Annotated in this window: 17 protein-coding genes and 1 pseudogene; 11 read left to right on the top strand and 7 right to left on the bottom strand. The window is 60.4% G+C overall.

Annotated features, from left to right (window positions below; translation table 11 throughout):
* The first annotated feature begins 6 nt into the window (after positions 1-6).
* Both CQ002_RS13250 and CQ002_RS13255 read left to right on the top strand, forming a co-directional pair.
* Positions 7-2,043 carry an ATP-binding protein gene (locus CQ002_RS13250; RefSeq protein WP_034109158.1) on the top strand — a complete coding sequence of 679 codons (2,037 nt, stop codon included), beginning with the start codon at positions 7-9 and terminating at the stop codon, positions 2,041-2,043.
* 2 nt (positions 2,044-2,045) lie between these two features.
* Positions 2,046-2,624: a cob(I)yrinic acid a,c-diamide adenosyltransferase gene (locus tag CQ002_RS13255; RefSeq protein ID WP_105162783.1), complete on the top strand. Its 579-nt coding sequence runs from the start codon at positions 2,046-2,048 to the stop codon at positions 2,622-2,624.
* A 117-nt stretch (positions 2,625-2,741) separates the two neighbouring features.
* Here CQ002_RS13255 and CQ002_RS13260 read toward each other — a convergent pair whose 3' ends face one another.
* The 3 genes from CQ002_RS13260 to secA form a co-directional block, all read right to left on the bottom strand.
* Positions 2,742-3,686, bottom strand: a complete 945-nt coding sequence (locus CQ002_RS13260) for a Nudix family hydrolase (protein WP_034109160.1) — start codon at positions 3,684-3,686, stop codon at positions 2,742-2,744.
* A 20-nt stretch (positions 3,687-3,706) separates the two neighbouring features.
* Complete coding sequence (gene argJ / locus CQ002_RS13265) at positions 3,707-4,924, bottom strand: bifunctional glutamate N-acetyltransferase/amino-acid acetyltransferase ArgJ (protein ID WP_034109161.1); 1,218 nt, start codon at positions 4,922-4,924, stop codon at positions 3,707-3,709.
* Positions 4,925-5,047: 123 nt separating this feature from the next.
* Positions 5,048-7,783, bottom strand: coding sequence for a preprotein translocase subunit SecA (gene secA, locus CQ002_RS13270; RefSeq protein ID WP_034109162.1), 2,736 nt, complete (start codon positions 7,781-7,783; stop codon positions 5,048-5,050).
* 305 nt (positions 7,784-8,088) lie between these two features.
* Here secA and CQ002_RS13275 point away from each other — a divergent pair, with 305 nt between their 5' ends.
* Positions 8,089-8,544 (top strand): DUF721 domain-containing protein, encoded by a 456-nt coding sequence (locus CQ002_RS13275; RefSeq protein ID WP_105162784.1) that lies wholly within the window; start codon positions 8,089-8,091, stop codon positions 8,542-8,544.
* Between the two features lie 4 nt (positions 8,545-8,548).
* Here CQ002_RS13275 and CQ002_RS13280 read toward each other — a convergent pair whose 3' ends face one another.
* A complete protein-coding gene (locus CQ002_RS13280; protein ID WP_069078766.1) occupies positions 8,549-10,027 on the bottom strand; it encodes a helicase HerA-like domain-containing protein in 1,479 nt (492 codons plus the stop codon).
* A gap of 204 nt (positions 10,028-10,231) precedes the next feature.
* On the opposite strand from CQ002_RS13280, the pseudogene CQ002_RS28840 reads away from it, so the two are divergent.
* Positions 10,232-11,263, top strand: a pseudogene (locus CQ002_RS28840) (cache domain-containing protein); the annotation flags it as partial.
* A 93-nt stretch (positions 11,264-11,356) separates the two neighbouring features.
* On the top strand, positions 11,357-12,121 hold the full coding sequence (locus CQ002_RS28845; RefSeq protein WP_371919453.1) for a methyl-accepting chemotaxis protein: 765 nt from the start codon (positions 11,357-11,359) through the stop codon (positions 12,119-12,121).
* A gap of 14 nt (positions 12,122-12,135) precedes the next feature.
* Here the strand turns inward: CQ002_RS28845 and CQ002_RS28320 are convergent, their stop codons facing one another.
* Positions 12,136-12,306 carry a hypothetical protein gene (locus CQ002_RS28320; protein WP_164403693.1) on the bottom strand — a complete coding sequence of 57 codons (171 nt, stop codon included), beginning with the start codon at positions 12,304-12,306 and terminating at the stop codon, positions 12,136-12,138.
* 86 nt (positions 12,307-12,392) lie between these two features.
* Complete coding sequence (gene purU, locus CQ002_RS13290) at positions 12,393-13,241, bottom strand: formyltetrahydrofolate deformylase (RefSeq protein ID WP_015885632.1); 849 nt, start codon at positions 13,239-13,241, stop codon at positions 12,393-12,395.
* Positions 13,242-13,591: 350 nt separating this feature from the next.
* On the opposite strand from purU, the gene mvaT reads away from it, so the two are divergent.
* Positions 13,592-13,966 carry a histone-like nucleoid-structuring protein MvaT gene (mvaT, locus tag CQ002_RS13295; protein ID WP_005790963.1) on the top strand — a complete coding sequence of 125 codons (375 nt, stop codon included), beginning with the start codon at positions 13,592-13,594 and terminating at the stop codon, positions 13,964-13,966.
* Between the two features lie 89 nt (positions 13,967-14,055).
* Here the strand turns inward: mvaT and sbcB are convergent, their stop codons facing one another.
* Positions 14,056-15,483 carry an exodeoxyribonuclease I gene (gene sbcB / locus CQ002_RS13300; protein ID WP_034109165.1) on the bottom strand — a complete coding sequence of 476 codons (1,428 nt, stop codon included), beginning with the start codon at positions 15,481-15,483 and terminating at the stop codon, positions 14,056-14,058.
* 167 nt (positions 15,484-15,650) lie between these two features.
* On the opposite strand from sbcB, the gene CQ002_RS13305 reads away from it, so the two are divergent.
* The 5 genes from CQ002_RS13305 to CQ002_RS13325 are packed head-to-tail and all read left to right on the top strand — an operon-like array spanning position 15,651 to position 20,982.
* Positions 15,651-16,343: an RDD family protein gene (locus tag CQ002_RS13305; RefSeq protein WP_034109166.1), complete on the top strand. Its 693-nt coding sequence runs from the start codon at positions 15,651-15,653 to the stop codon at positions 16,341-16,343.
* Positions 16,340-17,320, top strand: coding sequence for a stage II sporulation protein M (locus CQ002_RS13310; protein WP_105163162.1), 981 nt, complete (start codon positions 16,340-16,342; stop codon positions 17,318-17,320). The genes CQ002_RS13305 and CQ002_RS13310 overlap by 4 nt, the downstream gene beginning before the upstream one ends.
* Positions 17,307-18,824, top strand: a complete 1,518-nt coding sequence (locus CQ002_RS13315; RefSeq protein WP_105162785.1) for a DUF4129 domain-containing protein — start codon at positions 17,307-17,309, stop codon at positions 18,822-18,824. Before CQ002_RS13310 ends, CQ002_RS13315 begins: the two co-directional genes overlap by 14 nt.
* Positions 18,821-19,990 carry a DUF4350 domain-containing protein gene (locus CQ002_RS13320; protein ID WP_034109168.1) on the top strand — a complete coding sequence of 390 codons (1,170 nt, stop codon included), beginning with the start codon at positions 18,821-18,823 and terminating at the stop codon, positions 19,988-19,990. Before CQ002_RS13315 ends, CQ002_RS13320 begins: the two co-directional genes overlap by 4 nt.
* Positions 19,987-20,982, top strand: a complete 996-nt coding sequence (locus CQ002_RS13325) for a MoxR family ATPase (RefSeq protein ID WP_034109169.1) — start codon at positions 19,987-19,989, stop codon at positions 20,980-20,982. Before CQ002_RS13320 ends, CQ002_RS13325 begins: the two co-directional genes overlap by 4 nt.
* Positions 20,983-20,988 lie beyond the last annotated feature (6 nt).

Raw genomic sequence — 20,988 nt, forward strand, 5'->3', positions numbered from 1 at the left:
AACCTGATGCCGCTGCGCCAGCGTCTTGAAAACCTACCGGTCGGGCAGAAACTGCTGGCCGCCCTGCTGGTGCTGTTGACCACCGTACTGCTGGTGGCCAACCTGACCTTTATCAGCGCCGCCTACTGGATCTCCCAGGAAAGCATGGCCCCCCAGGCCTTGCAGGCCATTGGTCGCCTGGTGTCCAACCCCGCGCTCGCCGCCGAAGCCCTCGAGTCGCCCGCCAAGGCGCAAGCCTTGCTCAATGAGCTGACCAGTTATTCCCCCTTGCGCGCCGCCGCCCTGTACGACGGTGAAGGCAACCGCCTGGCGCAGATGCAACACGGCGACCGCCTGCACCTGCCCGACAACTACCGGCATATCGAAGCCTGGCGTGTCACTGAGTTTCGCAGCAACCAGATCATCACCTTGCCCCGCGCAGGGCAGCCGTCCGGGCATCTGCTGCTGGTGGCCAGTAGCGAGCTGCCGGTGGCGTTCTATACCGGCACGCTGACGGCCAGCCTGGGCATCCTGATTTTCAGCGTGTTGTTGTGGCTGGTCATCGCCCGCCAGATCAAACGCCTGATCACCCGGCCGATCCACGAACTGGAAGAGTTGTCGCGCCAGGTCACCCGCGAAGAGAACTACGCCCTGCGCGCCGGCCGTGGCAACCACGATGAAATCGGCAGCCTGGCCGAAGCCTTCAACACCATGCTGTCGCGCATCGAAGCCCGCGAGCAGCAGCTCAAGCGCGCACGGGATGACTCCCAGGCGGCCTATGACCAGGCACAAGGCTTGGCCGAAGAGACGCGCCACACCAACCGCAAGCTGGAGCTTGAAGTCCAGGTTCGCAGCAAGATCGAGAAAAAACTCACCGGTTTCCAGAATTACCTGAACAGCATCATCGACTCGATGCCCTCGGCACTGATCGCCCTGGATGAACAACTCTACGTCACCCAATGGAACCAGGAAGCCAGTGCGCTATCCGGCACACGCCTGGACGAAGCCCTGAACCAGCCTATCTACCTGGCGTTCCAGCCGCTCAAGCCTTACTTGCCGCAGATCAGGGCAGCGGTCGAGCAACACACCGTGGAGCGGATCGAGCGGGTCACATGGTTCAAGGACGACGAAGCCAAGCACTACGCGCTCACCTTCTACCCACTGATGGGCGGCGCCGGGCGTGGCGTGGTGATCCGTATCGATGACATCACCCAGCGGTTGTCCCTGGAAGAAATGATGGTGCAGTCGGAAAAAATGCTCTCCGTGGGGGGCCTGGCCGCCGGCATGGCCCACGAGATCAACAACCCGCTGGGGGCGATCCTGCATAACGTGCAGAACATTCGCCGCCGTCTGTCTCCCGACCTGCCCAAGAACCTGGAACACGCTGAGCAGGCAGGCATCGCGCTGGAGACGGTCAACCACTACCTGCAAAGCCGCGAAGTGCCGCAACTGCTCGATGGCATCCAGCAAGCCGGGGCACGGGCGGCGAAAATCGTCACCCACATGCTCAGCTTCAGTCGCCGCAGCAATCGGCAGATGGCACCGTGCGACTTACCGGCGCTGATCGACCAGGCGGTGGAAATCGCCGGTAACGACTTCGACCTGACCATTGGCTTTGACTTCAAGGGCCAGGCGATCATCCGCCAGTTCGATCCCCAACTGGGCCCGGTACCTGGCACCGCCAACGAACTGGAACAGGTCCTGCTCAACCTGCTGAAAAACGCCGCCCAGGCCATCCACCTGCGTGAAGATGACAGCGAGCCGGGGCGCATTATCCTGCGTACTCGCCTCAACCCGCCGTGGGCGGAGATACAAGTGGAAGACAATGGCATCGGTATGAGCGAAAACGTGCGCAAACGCACCTTCGAGCCGTTCTTTACCACCAAGGAAATCGGCCAGGGCACAGGGCTTGGGTTGTCGGTGTCGTATTTCATCATCACCAACAACCACAAGGGCCAGATGGAAGTGCACTCGACCCTCGGCCAAGGCACTTGCTTCACCCTGCGCCTGCCCCTGGCCGGCAGCCAACTGCCACCTTACGAACTCACGCAACTGGAGCAATGACCATGGGCTTTCGCCTGTCGAAGATCTACACCCGCACCGGTGACAAAGGCGAGACTGGCCTGGGCGACGGCCGTCGCGTGCCCAAGGACCACCCACGGGTGGAAGCGATTGGTGAAGTGGACACGCTGAACAGTCAGCTGGGATTGTTGCTGGCCACTCTGGAAGAACAGAGCGGCAAGCATCCAGCACTCAAGGATGTGATCGAAGTGCTGACGCCTTGCCAGCATCGCTTGTTCGACCTTGGCGGTGAGCTGGCAATGCCGGTGTACAAGGCGTTGAATGCCGCAGAGGTGGATCGATTGGAGGCCGCGATTGACCGCTGGAATGAGGAAGTGGGGCCGCTGGAGAACTTCATCTTGCCCGGTGGCTCGGCGTTGATCGCCCAAGCCCATGTGTGCCGCAGCCTGGCGCGCAGTGCAGAGCGTAGGTGCCAGCATTTGAACGCGATTGAGCCGTTGGAGGGCGTGGGGTTGGCGTATATCAATCGGTTGTCGGACTTATTGTTCGTGGCCGCCAGGGTGATCGCCAGGCGCCAGGGTGTGGCCGAAGTGTTGTGGCAAGCTGCCGCCAAGCCACACTGATGTTTTTGAGTTGAATGACAGGGCCTAATCGGGGGCAAGCCCCCTCCCACACTTGAATGTGTTCACACGTCAAATGGGAGAGCTGGCTTGCCTGCGAAGAGGCCCTTCAGAACAACATCAAACCTCAGGCCAGAACGCCCGGATCCCTGCGACACCCTGAGCCCCGGTTTCCCAAGCCTTCTCCCGATCAGCCGGCCCTACCCCGCCCAGCAGAAACACCGGCTTGCTGAACCCGCGGATCAATTCTGCCGCCTGCTCCCAACCCAACGGTTGCGCATCGGGATGCGTCTGGGTCGGCTGCACCGGCGACAGCGTGACAAAATCCACGTCCATCATTTCCGCCAATGCCAGTTCCTCAGCGTTGTGGCACGAGGCCGCCAGCCAGCGATCTTTTGGCAGTGGCCGTCCCTTGCTGGCGTATTTACGCAGTTGCGCGGCCGTCATGTGCCAACCCGCTGCTGGAAAATCCCCCAGCCATTCAAACGGCCCCTTGAGCATCAGTTGCGCCTTGCCCGCGCACAGCCCCACCGCATCGACCGCAAGGTCACGGTACTTGGGGTCATAGCCGTTGGGCGCGCGCAGTTGCACCAGCTTGATGCCGCCAGCAATGGCTTTCTGGATACCGCGCAGTAACGTCGGGGGTTCCAGCTCGCCCGGCGTGACCAGGTACTCGGCAGGCAGGCGCGCGGCCGCAACGATCGGCGCGTTGGCCGCCGGGAACTCATAGTTGAGCAGATCCCGAGGGGCAACCCATTCCAACGGCTGCCCTTCGACACCATGGGGCTCGCCGGTAAAGGCCGAGACTTCCCAGACATCCAGCAACACCTGCTTGTCCGGGTAGTCATGTTGCACCTTGATCAGCGGCCGCGCGGTAGTGACCTGGATCCCCAGTTCTTCCTGCAGTTCGCGGGACAGGGCACTGGCGACCGATTCATCGGCCTCCACCTTGCCCCCGGGAAACTCCCAGAGGCCGCCCTGGTGCTGGGTATCGGCACGGCGCGCCAGCAGGATCCTGCCGTCGACACCGCGGATCACCGCTGCTGCTACATGCACTCGTTTCACCGCGCTTTTCCTCTTGGCTGTCAGGTACGGTATTCCGCGTTGATCTTCACGTATTCGTGGGACAGGTCGGTCGTCCAGATGGTTTCGCTGCACGCGCCGCGACCCAGCTCGATGCGGATGGTGATTTCTTCTTGCTGCATCACCGCCGAGCCCTGGGCTTCGGTGTAGGTCTCGGCACGGGCACCACGGCTGGCGATGCACACGTCACCGAGGAACACGTCGATCTTGCTCACGTCCAGGTCCGGCACGCCGGCACGGCCGACGGCTGCCAGGATGCGGCCCCAGTTCGGGTCCGAGGCGAACAATGCGGTCTTGATCAGCGGCGAGTGAGCCACGGTGTAACCAACATCCAGGCATTCCTGGTGATTGCCGCCGCCATTGACTTCAACCGTTACGAATTTGGTCGCGCCTTCGCCGTCGCGCACGATGGCCTGGGCCACCTCCATGCACACTTCGAACACGGCCTGCTTCAACGCCGCGAACAGCGGGCCGCTGGCCTCGGTGATCTCCGGCAGGTTGGCCTGGCCAGTGGCGATCAGCATGCAGCAGTCGTTGGTCGAGGTGTCGCCATCGATGGTGATGCGGTTGAACGATTTGTTGGCACCGTCCAGGATCAGGCTGTGCAGCACATCGCGGGAGACTTTGGCGTCGGTGGCGATATAACCAAGCATGGTGGCCATGTTCGGACGGATCATGCCGGCGCCCTTGCTGATGCCGGTCACGGTGACGGTCACGCCATCGTGCACGAACTGGCGGCTCGCGCCTTTTGGCAAGGTGTCAGTGGTCATGATGCCAGTAGCAGCGGCCGCCCAGTTATCCACAGACAGGTCGTCCAGCGCGGCTTGCAGTGCGCCTTCGATTTTTTCCACAGGCAGCGGCTCACCGATGACGCCGGTGGAGTATGGCAGCACTTGGCTGGCGTCCACGCCGGCCAATTGGGCCAGCTTCGCGCAGGTGCGCGCGGCTGCCACCAGGCCCGGTTCGCCGGTGCCGGCGTTGGCATTGCCGGTGTTGGTCAGCAGGTAACGGATCGTGCCGGCCACGCGTTGCTTGGCCAGGATCACCGGCGCAGCGCAGAACGCGTTGAGGGTGAACACACCGGCGACGGTCGAGCCTTCGGCACAGCGCATCACCACCACATCCTTGCGCCCTGGGCGCTTGATGCCGGCCGAAGCGATACCGAGTTCGAAACCGGCAACCGGGTGCAATGTGGGCAACGGACCAAGACCAACAGCCATGAATGCGCTCCTTAAAAATAGGTGATGTCTGTGCCGGCGTGATTGACGGCGTAATTAATGGCAAAACGCCGCGACGGCAAAGGCCGGTCGCGGCGCAGGGTGTTGCAGCGTCAGGCAAAAATCTTAGTTGATTTCGCCGTGGCAGTGTTTGAACTTCTTGCCCGAACCGCACCAGCACAGTTCGTTGCGGCCCAGCTTCTGGTCATTGCGCACTGGGGTTTGAGCCAAGGCCACATCGACCTCTTCGCCCAATACCTCAGGGGCTTCCAGTCCTGGCGCTTCGTCGTGCTGGAACTGCATGCGCGCGGCCAGTGCCTCGGCTTCCTGACGCAGGCGGGCTTCTTCCTCGATCGGGTCTTCGCGACGCACCTGAACGTGGGACAGCACGCGGATAGAATCGCGCTTGATCGAATCCAGCAGCTCGGAGAACAGCGTGAACGACTCGCGCTTGTACTCCTGCTTCGGGTTCTTCTGGGCGTAGCCACGCAGGTGGATACCGTGACGCAGGTGATCCATGGTCGACAGGTGGTCTTTCCACAGGTCGTCCAACACGCGCAGAACGATTTGCTTCTCGAAGGTGCGCAGGGCTTCGGCACTCGCCTGCTCTTCTTTCTCGTTGTACGCGGCCAGCAATTCGGCCATCAGTTTTTCGCGCAGGGTTTCTTCGTACAGGTGATCGTCTTCGTCCAACCATTGCTGAACCGGCAAGTCGACACCAAAATCGCTCTTCAACGCGGCTTCCAGACCGGCAACATCCCACTGCTCTGGCAGGGATTGTGGCGGGATGTGTGCGCTGACGGTGGCATTGAGCACGTCCTGACGGAAGTCAGCGATGGTCTCGCCAATGTTGTCGGCGGCCAGCAACGTGTTACGCATGTGATAGATCACTTTACGCTGTTCGTTGTTGACGTCATCGAACTCGAGCAGTTGCTTACGAATGTCGAAGTTGCGGCCTTCCACCTTGCGCTGGGCTTTCTCGATGGCGTTGGTCACCATGCGGTGCTCGATCGCTTCACCGGACTGCATGCCCAAGGCCTTCATGAAGTTCTTCACCCGATCAGAGGCGAAGATGCGCATCAGGCTGTCTTCCAGCGACAGGTAGAAGCGGCTGGAACCGGCGTCACCCTGACGGCCGGCACGACCACGCAGCTGGTTGTCGATACGGCGCGACTCGTGACGCTCGGAGGCGATCACCTGCAGGCCACCGGATTCCAGCACGGCCTGGTGGCGTTTCTGCCAATCAGCCTTGATCTGGGCGATCTGCTCTGGCGTCGGGTTGTCCAGGGAAGCCACTTCCACTTCCCAGTTGCCGCCCAACAGGATGTCGGTACCACGACCGGCCATGTTGGTGGCAATGGTCAGTGCGCCTGGGCGACCGGCCTGGGCAATGATCTCGGCTTCCTTTTCGTGGAACTTGGCGTTGAGTACCTTGTGCTCGATGCCTTCCTTGTTGAGCAAGTTGGACACGTGCTCGGACGTCTCGATGGTGGCAGTACCCACCAGGATCGGACGACCCTGGGCCATGCCGTCCTTGATGTCGTTGATGATTGCCGCGTATTTCTCTTCGGCCGTCAGGAACACCAGGTCGTTGTAGTCTTTACGCGCCAACGGCTTGTTCGGCGGAATGACCATCACGGCCAGGTTGTAGATCTGGTGGAATTCGAACGCTTCGGTGTCGGCCGTACCGGTCATGCCGGACAGCTTGTTGTACAGACGGAAGTAGTTCTGGAAGGTGGTGGAAGCCAACGTCTGGCTTTCAGCCTGGATGTTGAGCCCTTCCTTGGCTTCGATGGCCTGGTGCAGGCCTTCGGACAGGCGACGACCCGGCATGGTACGGCCGGTGTGCTCGTCGACCAGCACAACCTGGCCATCCTGCACGATGTATTCAACGTTGCGATGGAACAGCTTGTGGGCACGCAGGCCAGCATACACGTGGGTCAACAGGCCCAGGTTGTGTGCCGAGTACAGGCTTTCACCCTCGGCCAGCTCCCCGATCTGGGTCAGCATCTCTTCGACGAACTGGTGACCGGCTTCGTTGAGCTCGACCTGGCGGGTCTTCTCGTCGATGCTGAAGTGACCTTCTTTGGTCACCACGCCTTCCACTTCCTCGATGTGCTGCTCCAGGCGCGGGATCAACTTGTTGATCTCGGTGTACAGGCGCGAGCTGTCTTCGGCCTGGCCGGAGATGATCAGCGGGGTACGGGCTTCGTCGATGAGGATGGAGTCGACTTCGTCGATCACGGCAAAATTGAGTTCGCGCTGGAATTTTTCTTCCATGCTGAACGCCATGTTGTCGCGCAGGTAGTCGAAACCGAATTCGTTGTTGGTGCCGTAGGTGATGTCGGCGGCGTATGCGGCGCGCTTCTCTTCCGGCGGCTGGAACGGCGTTACCACGCCGACGGTCAGGCCGAGGAATTCATACAGCGGGCGCATCCAGTTGGCGTCCCGGCGAGCCAGGTAGTCGTTCACCGTCACAACGTGCACGCCCTTGCCGGACAGCGCATTGAGGTAAACGCCCAGGGTTGCCACCAGGGTCTTGCCTTCACCTGTGCGCATTTCGGCAATCATGCCTTCATGCAAGGTCATGCCGCCGATCAACTGGACGTCGAAGTGGCGCATGCCCATGACACGCTTACCGGCTTCACGGGCGACCGCAAAGGCTTCGGGAAGCAGCTTGTCGAGGGTTTCACCTTTGGCTATGCGGGCCTTGAACTCTTGGGTCTTGGCGCGCAATTGCTCGTCCGACAGGGCAACCATCTGCTCTTCGAAGGCATTGACCAGCTGCACCGTCTTGAGCATGCGTTTGACTTCGCGCTCATTCTTGCTTCCAAAAAGTTTCTTTAACAAAGGCGCAAACATATCGGCAGGTTCTTCCACACATAGGGATGGAGGGCGCACCGTCAGTGGCCCGAGCAGCCCTCACGGCCGCATGCGAACGCGCATTCTACCCGGATTCGTGGGTGAGGAAAGTGGCGTTGTTCCCCGATGCTGGCATGGGGCTGTGAGAGGGCTTGTTTAAAATAAGGGCTTTTGCCGGAACTTCAACCCATGGAACGCAGAAGTTACCTATTGATTTTACGCACGACACCCGGTGGATGCATGGCCAGGGGGCCTACAGGCGCTTTCTGCTAAGATGGCCGCTCTGTTACTTAAGGTGTCCAATAATGGCACTTCGCCCCCTGACAGCCCGTGCACCCGCCGTGTTGCTTCGCGATGCCAAGCCGCTGAAAGCCATCTTTGGCCATGCGAAACGCTTGGGCCAGTTGCAACGCCTGCTCGAAAGCCAGCTGCAACCGGCCGCGCGCGAACATTGCCGCGTGGCGTCGTGGCGTGAAGGTCACCTGCTGCTCATTGTCACGGATGGCCACTGGGCAACGCGTTTGCGCTACCAGCAAAAACGCCTGCAGCGCCAATTGATGGCCTTTGATGAATTCGCCGGGCTGACACGCATTCAGTTCAAGGTACAGCCGCCCACCACCCTGCCTGGCGTGGTGGAACATACTCATGATCTTTCGACGACTGCGGCCGAAACCATTCAGGCAACCGCCGACGGGATCAGCAACCCAGCCTTGCGCGCGGCGCTCGAAAGACTGGCGGCCCACGCCAAGCCCAAGCCCTGACCCGCTATTTGCGCTTGCTACCGCCCAACAGCGACCCCAACAAGCCACGCACCAGTTGCCGCCCCATCTGATTGGCGGCTTGCTGCATCGCGGACTTCAGCGCCTTGCCCGCCGTCGTGCCCAGGAACGCCCCGGCTTTGTCGGTGAAACTCGGCTCGTCGCTGGCCGGCTTGGCCTCGTCTGTTGGCCCCAGCGCCTTGCGTGACATCAGCACTTCATAAGCCGATTCGCGGTCGATGGGCTTGTCATAACGCCCCTGCAACGGTGAACTGGCCACCAGCGCAGCGCGTTCGACGTCGCTGAGCGGGCCAATCCGCGATTGCGGCGGTGCAACCAATACGCGCTGGACGACTTCCGGCGTGCCCTTTTCCTGCAAGGTGCCCACCAAGGCCTCCCCCGTGCCCAGCTCGGTCAATACCGACAAGGCATCAAATGCCGGGTTTGGCCGAAACCCGTCCGCTACGGCGCGCAGGGATTTCTGTTCCTTGGTCGTGAACGCCCGCAGGCCATGCTGGATGCGCAGGCCGAGTTGGGCCAGCACGCTGTCCGGCAGGTCGCCTGGGGATTGGGTGACAAAATACACCCCCACGCCTTTGGAGCGAATCAGCCGTACCACTTGTTCAAGACGGTCCTGCAGCGCCTTGGGCGTGTCGGCGAAGAGTAAATGCGCTTCATCAAAAAACAGCGCCAGCAGCGGTTTGTCTGCGTCACCGCGCTCGGGCAACTGTTCGAACAACTCCGCCAACAGCCACAGCAGGAACGTCGCGTACACCTTCGGCGCCTCGTGCACCAGCCGGCTGGCGTCCAGCAGGTGGATGCGCCCGCGCCCGTCGCCGGCAGGTTGCAGGATATCTTCCAACTGCAGGGCCGGCTCGCCGAACAAGGCTTCAGCACCCTGCTGTTCCAATACCGCCAGGCGACGCAACAGCGCCTGGCTGGAACCGGTGGTCATCAGCGCCGCATCTTCTCCGAGCAACTCCGGGTGATAGCGCAGGTGGTTGAGGAGCGCCTTGAGGTCCTTGAGGTCCAGCAACAGCAGGCCTTCGCGATCCGCGACCTTGAAGGCTGCGTACAGGGCCGACTGCTGGCTGTCGGTGAGTTCCAGCAGGCTGCCCAGCAACAACGGGCCCATTTCGCTGATGGTGGTGCGCAACGGATGACCGGACTGCCCGTGAATATCCCACAGCGTGACCGGGTAGGCCTTGGCCGTGTAATTGAGGAAGGGCATGCCGGCGATACGCTCGGCAACCTTGCCTTGAGGATTTGCCGCAGCCCCCAGGCCGCACAGGTCACCCTTGATGTCCGCGGCAAATACGGCCACACCGGCATCACTGAAGGCTTCTGCCAGGCGTTGCAACGTGACGGTCTTGCCCGTGCCGGTGGCGCCGGCGATCAACCCGTGACGGTTGGCCAGGCGCAGGGCCTGGGCAATAGGCTGGCCGGAGAGGTCGGCACCGATAAGCAGTTGTGTGGAGTCAGGCATTTCGTCACCCATGGTTAATCTTTAGTGTCGCCAGGTCGATACAGGCAGATGTGAGACCCACAAAGTCTAAAAATAGGTCAGATAGTTCCTACAGGGACCCACAGAGCTATCACAAGAAGTATCACACCTTTTTTGACGCTGCCATTTTGCGCCTCCCATAAGGACGCGCTTCGGATATTAAGACCTTAGCGGACCCTACAAGCCATGAATAAAAATCTGCGCTTCAGCCACAAAATCCTGCTTGCAGCCTCCCTTATCGTCATCGCCGCTTTCGCGCTATTTACCCTCTATAACGACTACCTGCAACGCAACGCGATTCGCGACGATCTCAACAACTACCTGCATGAAATGGGGGATGTCACCGCCAGCAACATTCAAACCTGGCTCACCGGGCGCATTGCCCTGGTGGAAAACGCCGCACAAAACATCGCCATCAACCCCGAGCCCTCCGCGGTTGCCAGCCTGCTGGAACAGAAAGCCCTGACCTCTTCATTCATGGCAACCTACGTCGGTGACAGCAAGGGCGCATTCACCATCCGCCCTGACACCAAGATGCCAGAGGGCTTCGATCCGCGCGTACGGCCCTGGTACAAAGGCGCCCAGAGCAGCAACGGCTCAACCCTGACCGAACCCTATATCGATGCTGCCACCGGCAAATTGATCATTTCCGTTGCCACGCCCAGCACCCAGGGCACCCAGAGCATCGGCGTGGTCGGTGGCGACCTGAGCCTGCAAACCCTCGTGGACAACATTGGCGCGCTGAACTTCGGCGGCATGGGCTATGCGTTCCTGGTCAGTGCCGATGGCAAGGTACTGGTACACCCGGACAAAAACCTGGTGATGAAGACCCTGGCTGACGTGTACCCGAACAACACCCCGAAAATCAGTGCAGACTTCAGCCAAGTCGAAGCCAACGGCAAGGACACTATCGTGACCTTTACGCCGATCAAGGGCTTGCCCTCGGTGAACTGGTACCTCGGTATTGCAGTAGATAAAGACAAATCCTTCGCCATGCTCAGCGAATTCCGCACCTCGGCGGTCATCGCCACGATCATTGCCGTGGTCATCATCATCGCGCTGCTCGGCATGCTGATCCGCGTACTCCTGCAACCGTTGCATGTGATGACCCGTGCCATGCAGGACATCGCCGACGGCGAGGGCGACCTTACACGCCGCCTGACGATCCAGAATCACGATGAATTCGGCACACTGGGTAACGCCTTCAACCGGTTCGTGGAGCGTATTCATACGTCGATCCGCGAAGTTTCCTCGGCCACCGAACAGGTCAATGAGGTGGCACTGCGCGTGGTCAGTGCGTCCAACTCGTCGATGGTCAACTCCGACGAGCAGGCCAACCGAACCAACAGCGTTGCCGCCGCGATTAATCAATTGGGGGCCGCGGCCCAGGAAATCGCACGCAATGCCGCGCAGGCCTCTCATCAGGCCAGCGACGCACGGCACCTGGCTGAAGACGGCCAGCAAGTGGTAGAGCGCAATATCAAGGCGATGAACCAGCTGTCCGCGATGATCAGCGCCTCCAGCAGCAATATCGAAGCGCTCAATAGCAAGACGGTGAATATCGGCCAGATTCTCGAGGTGATCACCAGCATTTCCCAACAGACCAACCTGCTGGCACTCAACGCCGCGATTGAAGCGGCCCGCGCCGGGGAAGCCGGGCGCGGTTTTGCAGTGGTCGCGGATGAAGTGCGCAACCTAGCGCATCGCACTCAGGAATCGGCGCAACAAGTGCAGAAGATGATCGAGGAGCTGCAAGTCGGCGCCCGGGAGTCGGTGAGCACCATGAGTGAAAGCCAGCGCCACAGCCTCGACAGCGTGGACATTGCCAACCTGGCCGGTGAACGCCTCAACAGCGTGACCCAACGCATCGGCGAGATCGATGGCATGAACCAGTCGGTCGCCACCGCCACGGAAGAACAAACCTCAGTGGTGGAGTCGATCAACATGGACATTACCGAGATCAATACCCTTAATCAGGAAGGCGTGGAAAACCTGCACTCCACCCTGCGCGCCTGTTCCGACCTGGAGCAGCAAGCCGCGCGATTGAAGCAACTGGTGGGTAGTTTCCGGATCTGATCCTGGGGGGACGATTACTTGCCCTCGGGCTCGAAGTTGCCCCGCTCGCGCTCCCACAATTGGGCGGCACCGGGAAAATCGGTGCCGTCATCGTTGTCCAGGTCATCCGGATCAAACCGACTCAGACATCCCTCCCCCACTGTCGCCGGGGCTTTTGATGTGGCTTTGTCCAGCGGATCACTCATTGCTCAATCCTCATCGACACGCATAGAAAAAGGGCCTGGAACGATTTAACGCCCAGGCCCTTCATTCTTCAATCACAACACGTCGGTCAGAATACGACCGTCTTGTTGCCGTGCACCAGCACGCGGTCTTCAAGGTGATAACGCAGGCCACGGGCCAACACCATCTTCTCGACGTCGCGGCCGAAACGCACCATGTCTTCAATGCTGTCGCTGTGGCTGACACGCACCACGTCCTGCTCGATGATCGGGCCGGCGTCGAGCTCTTCGGTGACGTAGTGGCACGTGGCGCCGATCAACTTCACGCCACGCAGGGAAGCCTGGTGGTAAGGCTTGGCGCCCACGAACGAGGGCAGGAAGCTGTGGTGAATGTTGATCACCTTGCCGGCATATTCGCGGCACAGCTCCGGCGGCAGGATCTGCATGTAGCGCGCCAGCACCACGACGTCGGCTTCATGCTGCTTGACCAGTCGGGAGACTTCGGCGAAGGCCGGCTCCTTGTCCTGTGGGTTGACCGGCACGTGGTAATACGGGATGCCATGCCACTCGACCATGCTGCGCAGGTCGTCGTGGTTTGAAATCACGCAAGCGATCTCGCAGTCCAGCTCATCACTGTGCCAGCGGTGCAGCAAATCGGCCAGGCAGTGGGATTCGCGGCTGGCCATCAACACCACGCGCTTTTTCTGCTCGGTGTCGGTGATATGCCAGGTCATCGAAAACTCTTCGGCGATCGGCGCAAAGGCCTCGCGGAAGGCCTCAAGGCCGAAGGGCAGCGTATCGGCACGGATCTCATGACGCATGAAGAACCAGCCGCTGAGATTGTCCGAGTGATGACTCGCCTCGGTGATCCAGCCGTTGTGGGAGGCCAGAAAGTTACTGACTTTGGCAACGATGCCAACCCGGTCCGGGCAAGCAATCACCAGCCGAAAAGTGCGCATTAGGGGGAAACTCCAGAACTTCGCAAAGGCCGCCATTCTAGCGATTGCGCAGGAAAACTGCAGTATTCGTTAACGCTTATTCTGATCGCCGGCCCGCGCATTGCCCCTTAATAGCCTATGGTTTTACCACCTTTATATGAATCTACTGCGTCACCCGACGGCTGTTCCGTGCAATTCAAGGAGATTATCTTTAGGTCTACGCCCTAATAATTAACTCGAATGCGCAGTCCTGCTACAAACATTCAAAGTAATTCACATAAATGCGACCTTAAATGTTTACTTGGGCAAACCGCCTGACTATTATTGGGCCACGCTCCCTGTCAATCAGCGCTCTACATAAGGTAGTCCACATGTCTCTGATCAACGAATACCGCGCCACCGAAGAAGCTATCAAAGAGCTGCAAGCCCGTTTGAAGAACCTGTCCCAAGACGACAAACTGCAAACCGAGCTGGAATTCGAAGGCAAATTGCGCACCCTGATGGGTGAATACTCCAAATCCCTGCGTGACATCATCGCGCTGCTGGATCCAGAGTCGAAAGTTAAAGCACCGCGCGGCGCTGTGAAAACTACCGGCACCAAGCGTGCTCGCAAGGTCAAGCAATACAAAAACCCGCACAACGGTGAAGTGATTGAAACCAAAGGTGGCAACCACAAAACGCTGAAAGAGTGGAAAGCCAAGTGGGGCGGTGACGTGGTTGAAGGTTGGGCTACCCTGCTGGGCTAAGCCTCGCCAGGCTCACGCCTGATACGCGACACATTAAAAACGCCAGCCTGCTGGCGTTTTTTATTGCCTGCCTATTTTGTGACAGCCGACTACAAATTCATCCGCGCGGCCAGAGTGTCCGCATATTCCTGCCATTGCTCCAGCACCCCATGCTGAAAAGGCGTGGCACTAACGGCGAACTCCTGCCGGGCCTGATTAAATGCCTCAAGGGTATTCGGCGCGCCCCACTCCGGGTTCGACAAACGTTGCTGACAAAAAAGTTTCCAGCGTAGTTGTTCGTCGCTGTTCAAGGTGTCGGGGAAGTTACGCGCGCGGTAGCGAAACAATAATTCAGGCAAACGGTGATCATCAAAAGGCCACTGCTGGCGTGCTAATTGCGCAGGCTCGGCCGTCCGGACTTGTTCGCATAAACGTCGATCACGGTCTCCGATAAAACCGTCGTAAAGCTGCTGTTCCGGGTCGGCGCTCGCCGCGAAATCTTCTTCGGCATAAATGACCGCTAACTTATCGCGCCAAAGTTCCTGTGCGTCAGTTAGCCGCAGTGCCCGCTCCTGATAAATAGCCATGTCCAAGTGCAGGCGTTCACGGTCTTGTGCCCTCAGCACATTCAAGGGAGCGACCACGGGGCAACGATTGATATGCACCAATTTGAGCGGCACCGGCAGTTCGCCCTCGGCCAGATCGTCGCGGCGGGTGTAAAGGCGTTGGCGCAAGGCATCTGCATCCAGGTCCAGCAGCCCTTGCGGATCGAGCCCGAGGTCGCAGACGATCAAGGCATTGCGATTGCGCGGGTGCCACGCCAGCGGCAGCACAACCCCCAGGTAATGACGCTCGGCGGAAAAGCGCCCGGAGATGTGCACCATCGGCTGCAACAAGCGCACCTGGTCCATCACGCGTTGTTTGCTGCGTAGCTGAAACAGCCACTCATATAGCTTGGGTTGTTTCTCGCGAACCCGTCGGGCCAAGGCGATCGTGGCGCGCACATCGGACAACGCATCGTGGGCCTGGCCATGGGCGATACCGTTGGCTTCGGTCAGGCGCTCCAGCTTGAGCGTGACGCGCCCATCCTGCTGCGGCCATTCAATGCCCTCCGGGCGCAACGCGTAGGCAGTACGCACCACATCGATCAAATCCCAGCGACTGTTACCGCCCTGCCATTCCCGCGCATAAGGGTCGAAGAAATTGCGATACAAGCTGTAGCGCGTCATTTCATCGTCAAAGCGCAAGGTGTTGTACCCGGCGCCACACGTTCCCGGAGCGGCCAGCTCAGCATGCACACGGGTCATGAAGTCTGCCTCGGCAAGGCCCTTTTCCGCGAGTATCGCAGGGGTGATACCAGTAATCGCGCAGGCCACCGGGTGAGGCAGGATATCGTCGCTGGGCTGGCAAAAAAGATTGACCGGCGTGCCGATCTCATTGAGTTCGACGTCCGTGCGAATACCGGCTACCTGGAGTGGGCGATCGTTGCGCGGGTTGATGCCGGTGGTTTCATAGTCGTACCAGAAAATGGAGGTCACGGGCTGATCCTGTACTGAAGATCGACAAAGTCTAGGCGCTGGACAGCGTCCGCGACCAGCACCAAATGCACTGTACAAATATCCAGTAAAACCTTGAATGGTTGCTTCCATCGCCGACACTGCTAGCATCCGTGTCTCCCAGCCACTCTGCACTGCCAAGGATCGCGATGCCGTCAGCCCCATTGGACACCCGCTACCAGATCGAGACCCCGGAGGGCATCGACCTGCCCCTGCGCCCGGCCGGCCTGGTGCCACGGGTGCTGGCCTTTGCCTTCGACCTGGGCCTGCGCGGGGTGGTGATGGGTGTGCTGCTGGTGCCGCTGGCGTTGCTGGGTAACGTCGGTATCGGTCTGGGTTCGCTGCTGCTGTTCCTGATCAGTTGGTGGTACATGGTGCTGTTCGAGGTACTCAACCAGGGTTGCTCGCCCGGCAAACAGGTCATGGGGTTGCGTGTCGTACAGGATGACGGGACCCCGATCGGCTGGTCCGCGTCACTGATCCGTAACCTGCTGCGGTTCGTCGACATGCTGCCATTCGGCTATTTTCTCGGCGCTATCAGTTGCCTGCAGCACCCTCACTTCAAACGCCTGGGCGACTTGGCGGCCGGCACACTGGTGATCTATCGGGAACAGCCCCTGGTGCGCCCCCAGATCCCTCAAGCCGTGGCCTTGCGCCTGCCCTTCACCCTGGACCTGAGCGAACAGCGGGCCATCCTTGCCTTCGCGGAGCGCCAGGGCGAACTGTCCACCGAACGCGTTCACGAGTTGGCCTCGATACTCGCCACCCCCTTGCAAGTATCCCCGGCCCGCGCCGTGGAGCAACTCAACGGCGTGGCCCGTGGCCTGTTGGGGCCGACATGAAGCAGAGCCTCTTCGAAAGCCGTCACCAACCCCAATGGCAAGCGTTTGCCGAACAGCTGAAACAGCTGGAACAAGGCAAGGCCAAGGCCAGTGACATTGCCGACTTCCCGCATCAGTACCGACGCCTGTGCCATCACCTGGCGCTGGCACAGGAACGCGGCTACAGCAGCTATCTGGTAGACCCATTGCAACAACTGGCCCTGCGCGGCCATCAACAGCTTTACCGGCATCGCAGCCAATGGGCGGCAAATGTGCTGGGGTTCTTGCTTGCCGATTTTCCTCGGTTGGTGCGCGAACAGTGGCGCTTCGTATTGACGGCCAGCCTGCTGTTCTTTGGAAGCCTGGCAGGCATTGCGCTGCTGGTGTACCTGTTCCCCGACCTGATCTACAGCATCGTCAGCCCCCAGCAGGTGGCTGAGATGCAGGGCATGTATGACCCCGACGCCAGTCGCCTGGGCCGCGCCGCCGAGCGGGCATCAAGCGAAGACTGGATGATGTTCGGCTACTACGTGATGCACAACATTGGCATCGCGTTCCAGACCTTCGCCGCCGGGTTGTTGTTCGGCCTGGGCAGCGTGTTCTTTCTGATTTTCAACGGGTTGGTCATCGGCGCGGTCTCTGGGCACCTGACCGAAATCGGCTACGGGCAGACTTTCTGGTCGTTCGTCATCGGCCATGGTGCGTTCGAACTGACCGCCATCGCCCTCGCCGGAGCCGCAGGCTTGCAACTGGGTTGGGCTCTGATCGCTCCCGGGCAATTGACCCGTGGCGAATCACTGCGGCTGGCGGCGCGCAAAAGCGTGCAGATGTTGTGCGGTGTCATGATCTTCCTGCTGATAGCGGCCTTTATCGAGGCCTATTGGTCATCCACCACCGACGTACCCCCTTGGGTCAAATATCTGGTGGGCGCCGTCCTGTGGCTGCTGGTTGCCGCTTACCTGAGTCTTGCCGGGAGGATTCGCCATGCGCCTGAGTGATGCCAGCGTGGTAATCCGCCCGCGTACCGCCTGGGAAGCCATGGATCTCGGCGTACTGATGACCCGGGAACACCGCATGCTATTGATGGGCAGTTGGGCATTGGTCACCCTGCCAGTGTTCGCCTTGCTCACCGCGCTGCTGTGGCAGTACCCGTCTACCGCGATATTCCTGTTCTGGTGGCTCAAGCCAGCCTTTGACCGCTTGCCGCTGTACATTTTGTCCAAGGCGTTGTTTGGCGAAACACCCAGCCTCAAGGAAGCAGTACGCCAATGGCCGCGGCTGCTCAAGGGCCAGTTGCTGGCCAGCCTGACCTGGCGACGGCTCAGCCTGAGTCGCAGCTTTGTGATGCCGGTCAGCCAGCTAGAAGGCCTGGAGGGTCCTGCACGCCAAAAACGCCTGGGCGTTCTGCAGCAACGTAATGCCGGAGCTGCACGCTGGCTGACCATCGTTGGCACGCACCTGGAAATCGGCTTGTGGTTTGGCTGCATGGCGCTGTTCTATCTATTTATTCCGCAAAACGTCGAGATGGATTGGGACTGGCAACGCCTGGTACTGGCGACAAGCTCGGAAGGGCTTTGGCTCGAACACCTGGGCAACGCCTTCTATGCCTTGCTCCTGGTGTTCTGGGAACCCATCTATGTGGCTTGCGGTTTCAGCCTCTACCTTAACCGTCGCACCGTACTGGAGGCCTGGGACCTGGAGTTGATCTTCCGACGCCTTCGTGAGCGCCTGAGCAACGTGGCGCCGTTGTTATTACTGGTGACCGGATTGATGCTGCTGCCGCTCAGTCCTCCCGCCATGGCCGATGCCACGCCGCTTAGTACCCAAAGTGCCAGCCAGTCCGTCAAGTTGATACTGGACAAGCCCCCATTCAAAAACCCGGAAACCGTCACCCGCTATCGCTTTGGCGAAGCCCCCTCCCCTGCAGAAAACCAGGCCCGCACCAACGGCAAACTTCCTGCCTGGCTGAAAGCGTTGCTGGACAATCTCAACAGCACTACCTTCAAGCACGTTGCCCAAGCCGTTGAAGTGCTGCTGTGGGGGCTTCTGATCGGTGGCCTGATCATGCTGGCGTGGCGGTATCGTGAATGGCTGCACACCTTCGTCAGTCGGCGCGGGCCTCGTAAACCCAAAACAGTCAAACCAGTGCCCACGCAGCTGTTCGGCCTTGAACTGGGTAGCGAGACCTTGCCCGACGATGTTGCCACTGCCGCCGAGCACCTATGGGCCACACAACCAAGGGAAGCCCTCGGCCTGCTGTACCGGGGCCTGCTCAGTCGCCTGCTGCATGACTTCAACCTGCCGCTGAAAAACGCCGACACCGAAGGCCAGGTCCTGGCGCGCGTACACCAATTGCAACACCCACACCTGCTGGCCTTCAGTGATGAATTGACCCGGCATTGGCAAAACCTCGCCTATGGCCATCAGTTGCCCCCACTCTCGGCCCAGCAAAAACTGTGCAGTGATTGGCGCACCCTCTTCAGCGCGGGGAGCCCCCCATGAAGCGACCGTTACTGTGGGTTGGGCTATTGCTGGCGTGCTTGCTTGGAGCAGCTGGTTACTACGCGTGGAGCAAGGCGGTTCCCTATGACGAAGTGGTGGATCGCGGCCCTTCTCCGCAAGCTCAGGCCAACCCCTACCTGGCGGCCGAACACTTTCTGCGCCAACAAGGCCTGGCCGTGCAACACGCCAATAGCCTGGAGCGACTGACGACCCTGCCGGCCAAGGAAAACAGCCTGCTGCTGCTCGGCGAGCGCAGCAGCATGACGCCACGCCAGGTGGAGCAACTGCTGGGATGGGCCAGGTCCGGCGGCCATCTGTTACTGGTGGCCGAGGCGTTATGGGATGAAGAAACAGGCAAAAGCGGCGACCTGCTACTCGATCGTCTGCATATCCACCAAACGTTGAGTGACGAGCCTGAAGAGCTCGCCCCGTCCAGTAAAAAGCCTCGTACCAAGAAGGCTGCGGACCTGACCAAGCTCTATGTCGACAATGAAACCGCACCGGCGTATTTCAGTTTCGACACGGACTTCAACCTCATCGATGCCAAGCACCTGGCGCAATTTTCCGCCAACAGCGCAAGGTCGAGTCACCTGATGCAACTGGACCTCGGGGAAGGCAGCGTCACGGTGATCACTGACAGCGACCTGTGGAAAACCCCGAACATAGGCAAGCACGATAATGCCTGGCTGCTCTGGTACCTGAACCAGGGCACCACCGTGACCCTGCTGTTCAACAGTGACTTCGACGACCTGTTCACGTTGCTGATGCGGTATTTCCCTCAAGCGTTGGTGGCGCTCATTGCACTGGTCGCCCTCACACTTTGGCGAGCCGCGATGCGCCAAGGCCCGATCCGTCCACCGGCATCCACCGCGCGTCGACAATTGCAGGAACATCTGAAAGCCAGCGCGGACTTCCTGCTGCGCCGCAGCGGCCAGGGCACGCTGTTGCATGCCCTGCAGCGCGATATCTTGCGTGCAGCACGGCGCCGTCACCCCGGCTTTGAACGTCTCGACAACACAGAACAATGGCGGGTGCTTGAACACCTGACACGCCAACCCTCTCACGTCATCAGCCAGGCCCTTGGCCCACTCCCGGCAAAACGGCTTTCCAGCGCCGATTTCAGCCGGCAGGTGGCGTGCCTGCAAACCCTCAGGAATGCCCTATGAGTGAATTTCCAAGCGCCACTGCCGTGACCGGCGAGACCTTGCAACGCGCCAGCGGGCAAGCCCAGGCCCTGCGCACTGAATTGCGCAAAGCGGTCATGGGCCAGGACCAGGTGATCGACGATGTCCTGACGGCACTGATCGCCGGTGGCCACGTGCTACTGGAAGGTGTGCCGGGGTTGGGCAAGACCTTGTTGGTACGTGCCCTGGCGCGGTGCTTCGATGGCGATTTCGCACGTATCCAGTTCACCCCGGACCTGATGCCCAGCGATGTCACCGGCCACGCCGTGTACGACCTGCACACCGAGCAGTTCAAGCTGCGCAAGGGGCCGGTGTTCACCCACCTGTTACTGGCTGACGAAATCAACCGTGCCCCGGCCAAGACCCAGGCAGCCTTGCTTGAGGCCATGCAGGAACGGCAAGTCACCCTCGAAGGCGAGGCGCTGCCCATCGGCCAACCGTTCATGGTGCTGGCAACCCAGAACCCCATTGAACAGGAAGGCACCTACCCCCTGCCGGAGGCGGAACTCGACCGTTTCATGCTCAAGGTACGCATGGACTACCCAGACGCGCAGCAGGAGCTGGACATGGTGCGCGAAGTCACGCGCTCGTCCCGGGCTGACATGCTGGATGTACACCCATTGCGCACAGTATTACAGGCCGAGGACGTGCTGCAGTTGCAGCAGATTGCCAGTGACCTGGCCCTGGACGAACACGTGCTCGACTACGCCGTACGCCTGGCACGCGCCACCCGCAGCTGGCCGGGGCTGGCCATCGGTGCCGGCCCGCGGGCCTCCATTGCCCTGGTACGTGGCGCTCGCGCTCGCGCTCTGTTGCGCGGTGGCGAATTCGTCACCCCGGATGACATCAAGGGGTGTGCCCTGGCCGTACTGCGCCACCGTGTGCGTATCGCGCCAGAGTTGGACATCGACGGGCTGGAGGTCGACCAGGTGCTCAAGCAACTGCTCGATCAAATTCCAGCACCCCGGCAATGATTCGCT

The organism is Pseudomonas sp. MYb13 (assembly GCF_002980075.1).
GTDB classification, from domain to species: domain Bacteria; phylum Pseudomonadota; class Gammaproteobacteria; order Pseudomonadales; family Pseudomonadaceae; genus Aquipseudomonas; species Aquipseudomonas lurida.

Excerpts from the sequence above, each read along its gene's own strand:
- CQ002_RS13250 (WP_034109158.1), top strand. The coding sequence starts at position 7 with ATGCCGCTGCGCCAGCGTCTTGAAAACCTACCGGTCGGGCAGAAACTG.
- CQ002_RS13255 (WP_105162783.1), top strand. The coding sequence starts at position 2,046 with ATGGGCTTTCGCCTGTCGAAGATCTACACCCGCACCGGTGACAAAGGC.
- argJ (WP_034109161.1), bottom strand. The coding sequence starts at position 4,924 with ATGGCTGTTGGTCTTGGTCCGTTGCCCACATTGCACCCGGTTGCCGGT.
- secA (WP_034109162.1), bottom strand. The coding sequence starts at position 7,783 with ATGTTTGCGCCTTTGTTAAAGAAACTTTTTGGAAGCAAGAATGAGCGC.
- CQ002_RS13275 (WP_105162784.1), top strand. The coding sequence starts at position 8,089 with ATGGCACTTCGCCCCCTGACAGCCCGTGCACCCGCCGTGTTGCTTCGC.
- CQ002_RS13280 (WP_069078766.1), bottom strand. The coding sequence starts at position 10,027 with ATGCCTGACTCCACACAACTGCTTATCGGTGCCGACCTCTCCGGCCAG.
- CQ002_RS28845 (WP_371919453.1), top strand. The coding sequence starts at position 11,357 with ATGGTCAACTCCGACGAGCAGGCCAACCGAACCAACAGCGTTGCCGCC.
- CQ002_RS28320 (WP_164403693.1), bottom strand. The coding sequence starts at position 12,306 with ATGAGTGATCCGCTGGACAAAGCCACATCAAAAGCCCCGGCGACAGTG.
- purU (WP_015885632.1), bottom strand. The coding sequence starts at position 13,241 with ATGCGCACTTTTCGGCTGGTGATTGCTTGCCCGGACCGGGTTGGCATC.
- mvaT (WP_005790963.1), top strand. The coding sequence starts at position 13,592 with ATGTCTCTGATCAACGAATACCGCGCCACCGAAGAAGCTATCAAAGAG.
- CQ002_RS13305 (WP_034109166.1), top strand. The coding sequence starts at position 15,651 with ATGCCGTCAGCCCCATTGGACACCCGCTACCAGATCGAGACCCCGGAG.
- CQ002_RS13310 (WP_105163162.1), top strand. The coding sequence starts at position 16,340 with ATGAAGCAGAGCCTCTTCGAAAGCCGTCACCAACCCCAATGGCAAGCG.
- CQ002_RS13315 (WP_105162785.1), top strand. The coding sequence starts at position 17,307 with ATGCGCCTGAGTGATGCCAGCGTGGTAATCCGCCCGCGTACCGCCTGG.
- CQ002_RS13320 (WP_034109168.1), top strand. The coding sequence starts at position 18,821 with ATGAAGCGACCGTTACTGTGGGTTGGGCTATTGCTGGCGTGCTTGCTT.
- CQ002_RS13325 (WP_034109169.1), top strand. The coding sequence starts at position 19,987 with ATGAGTGAATTTCCAAGCGCCACTGCCGTGACCGGCGAGACCTTGCAA.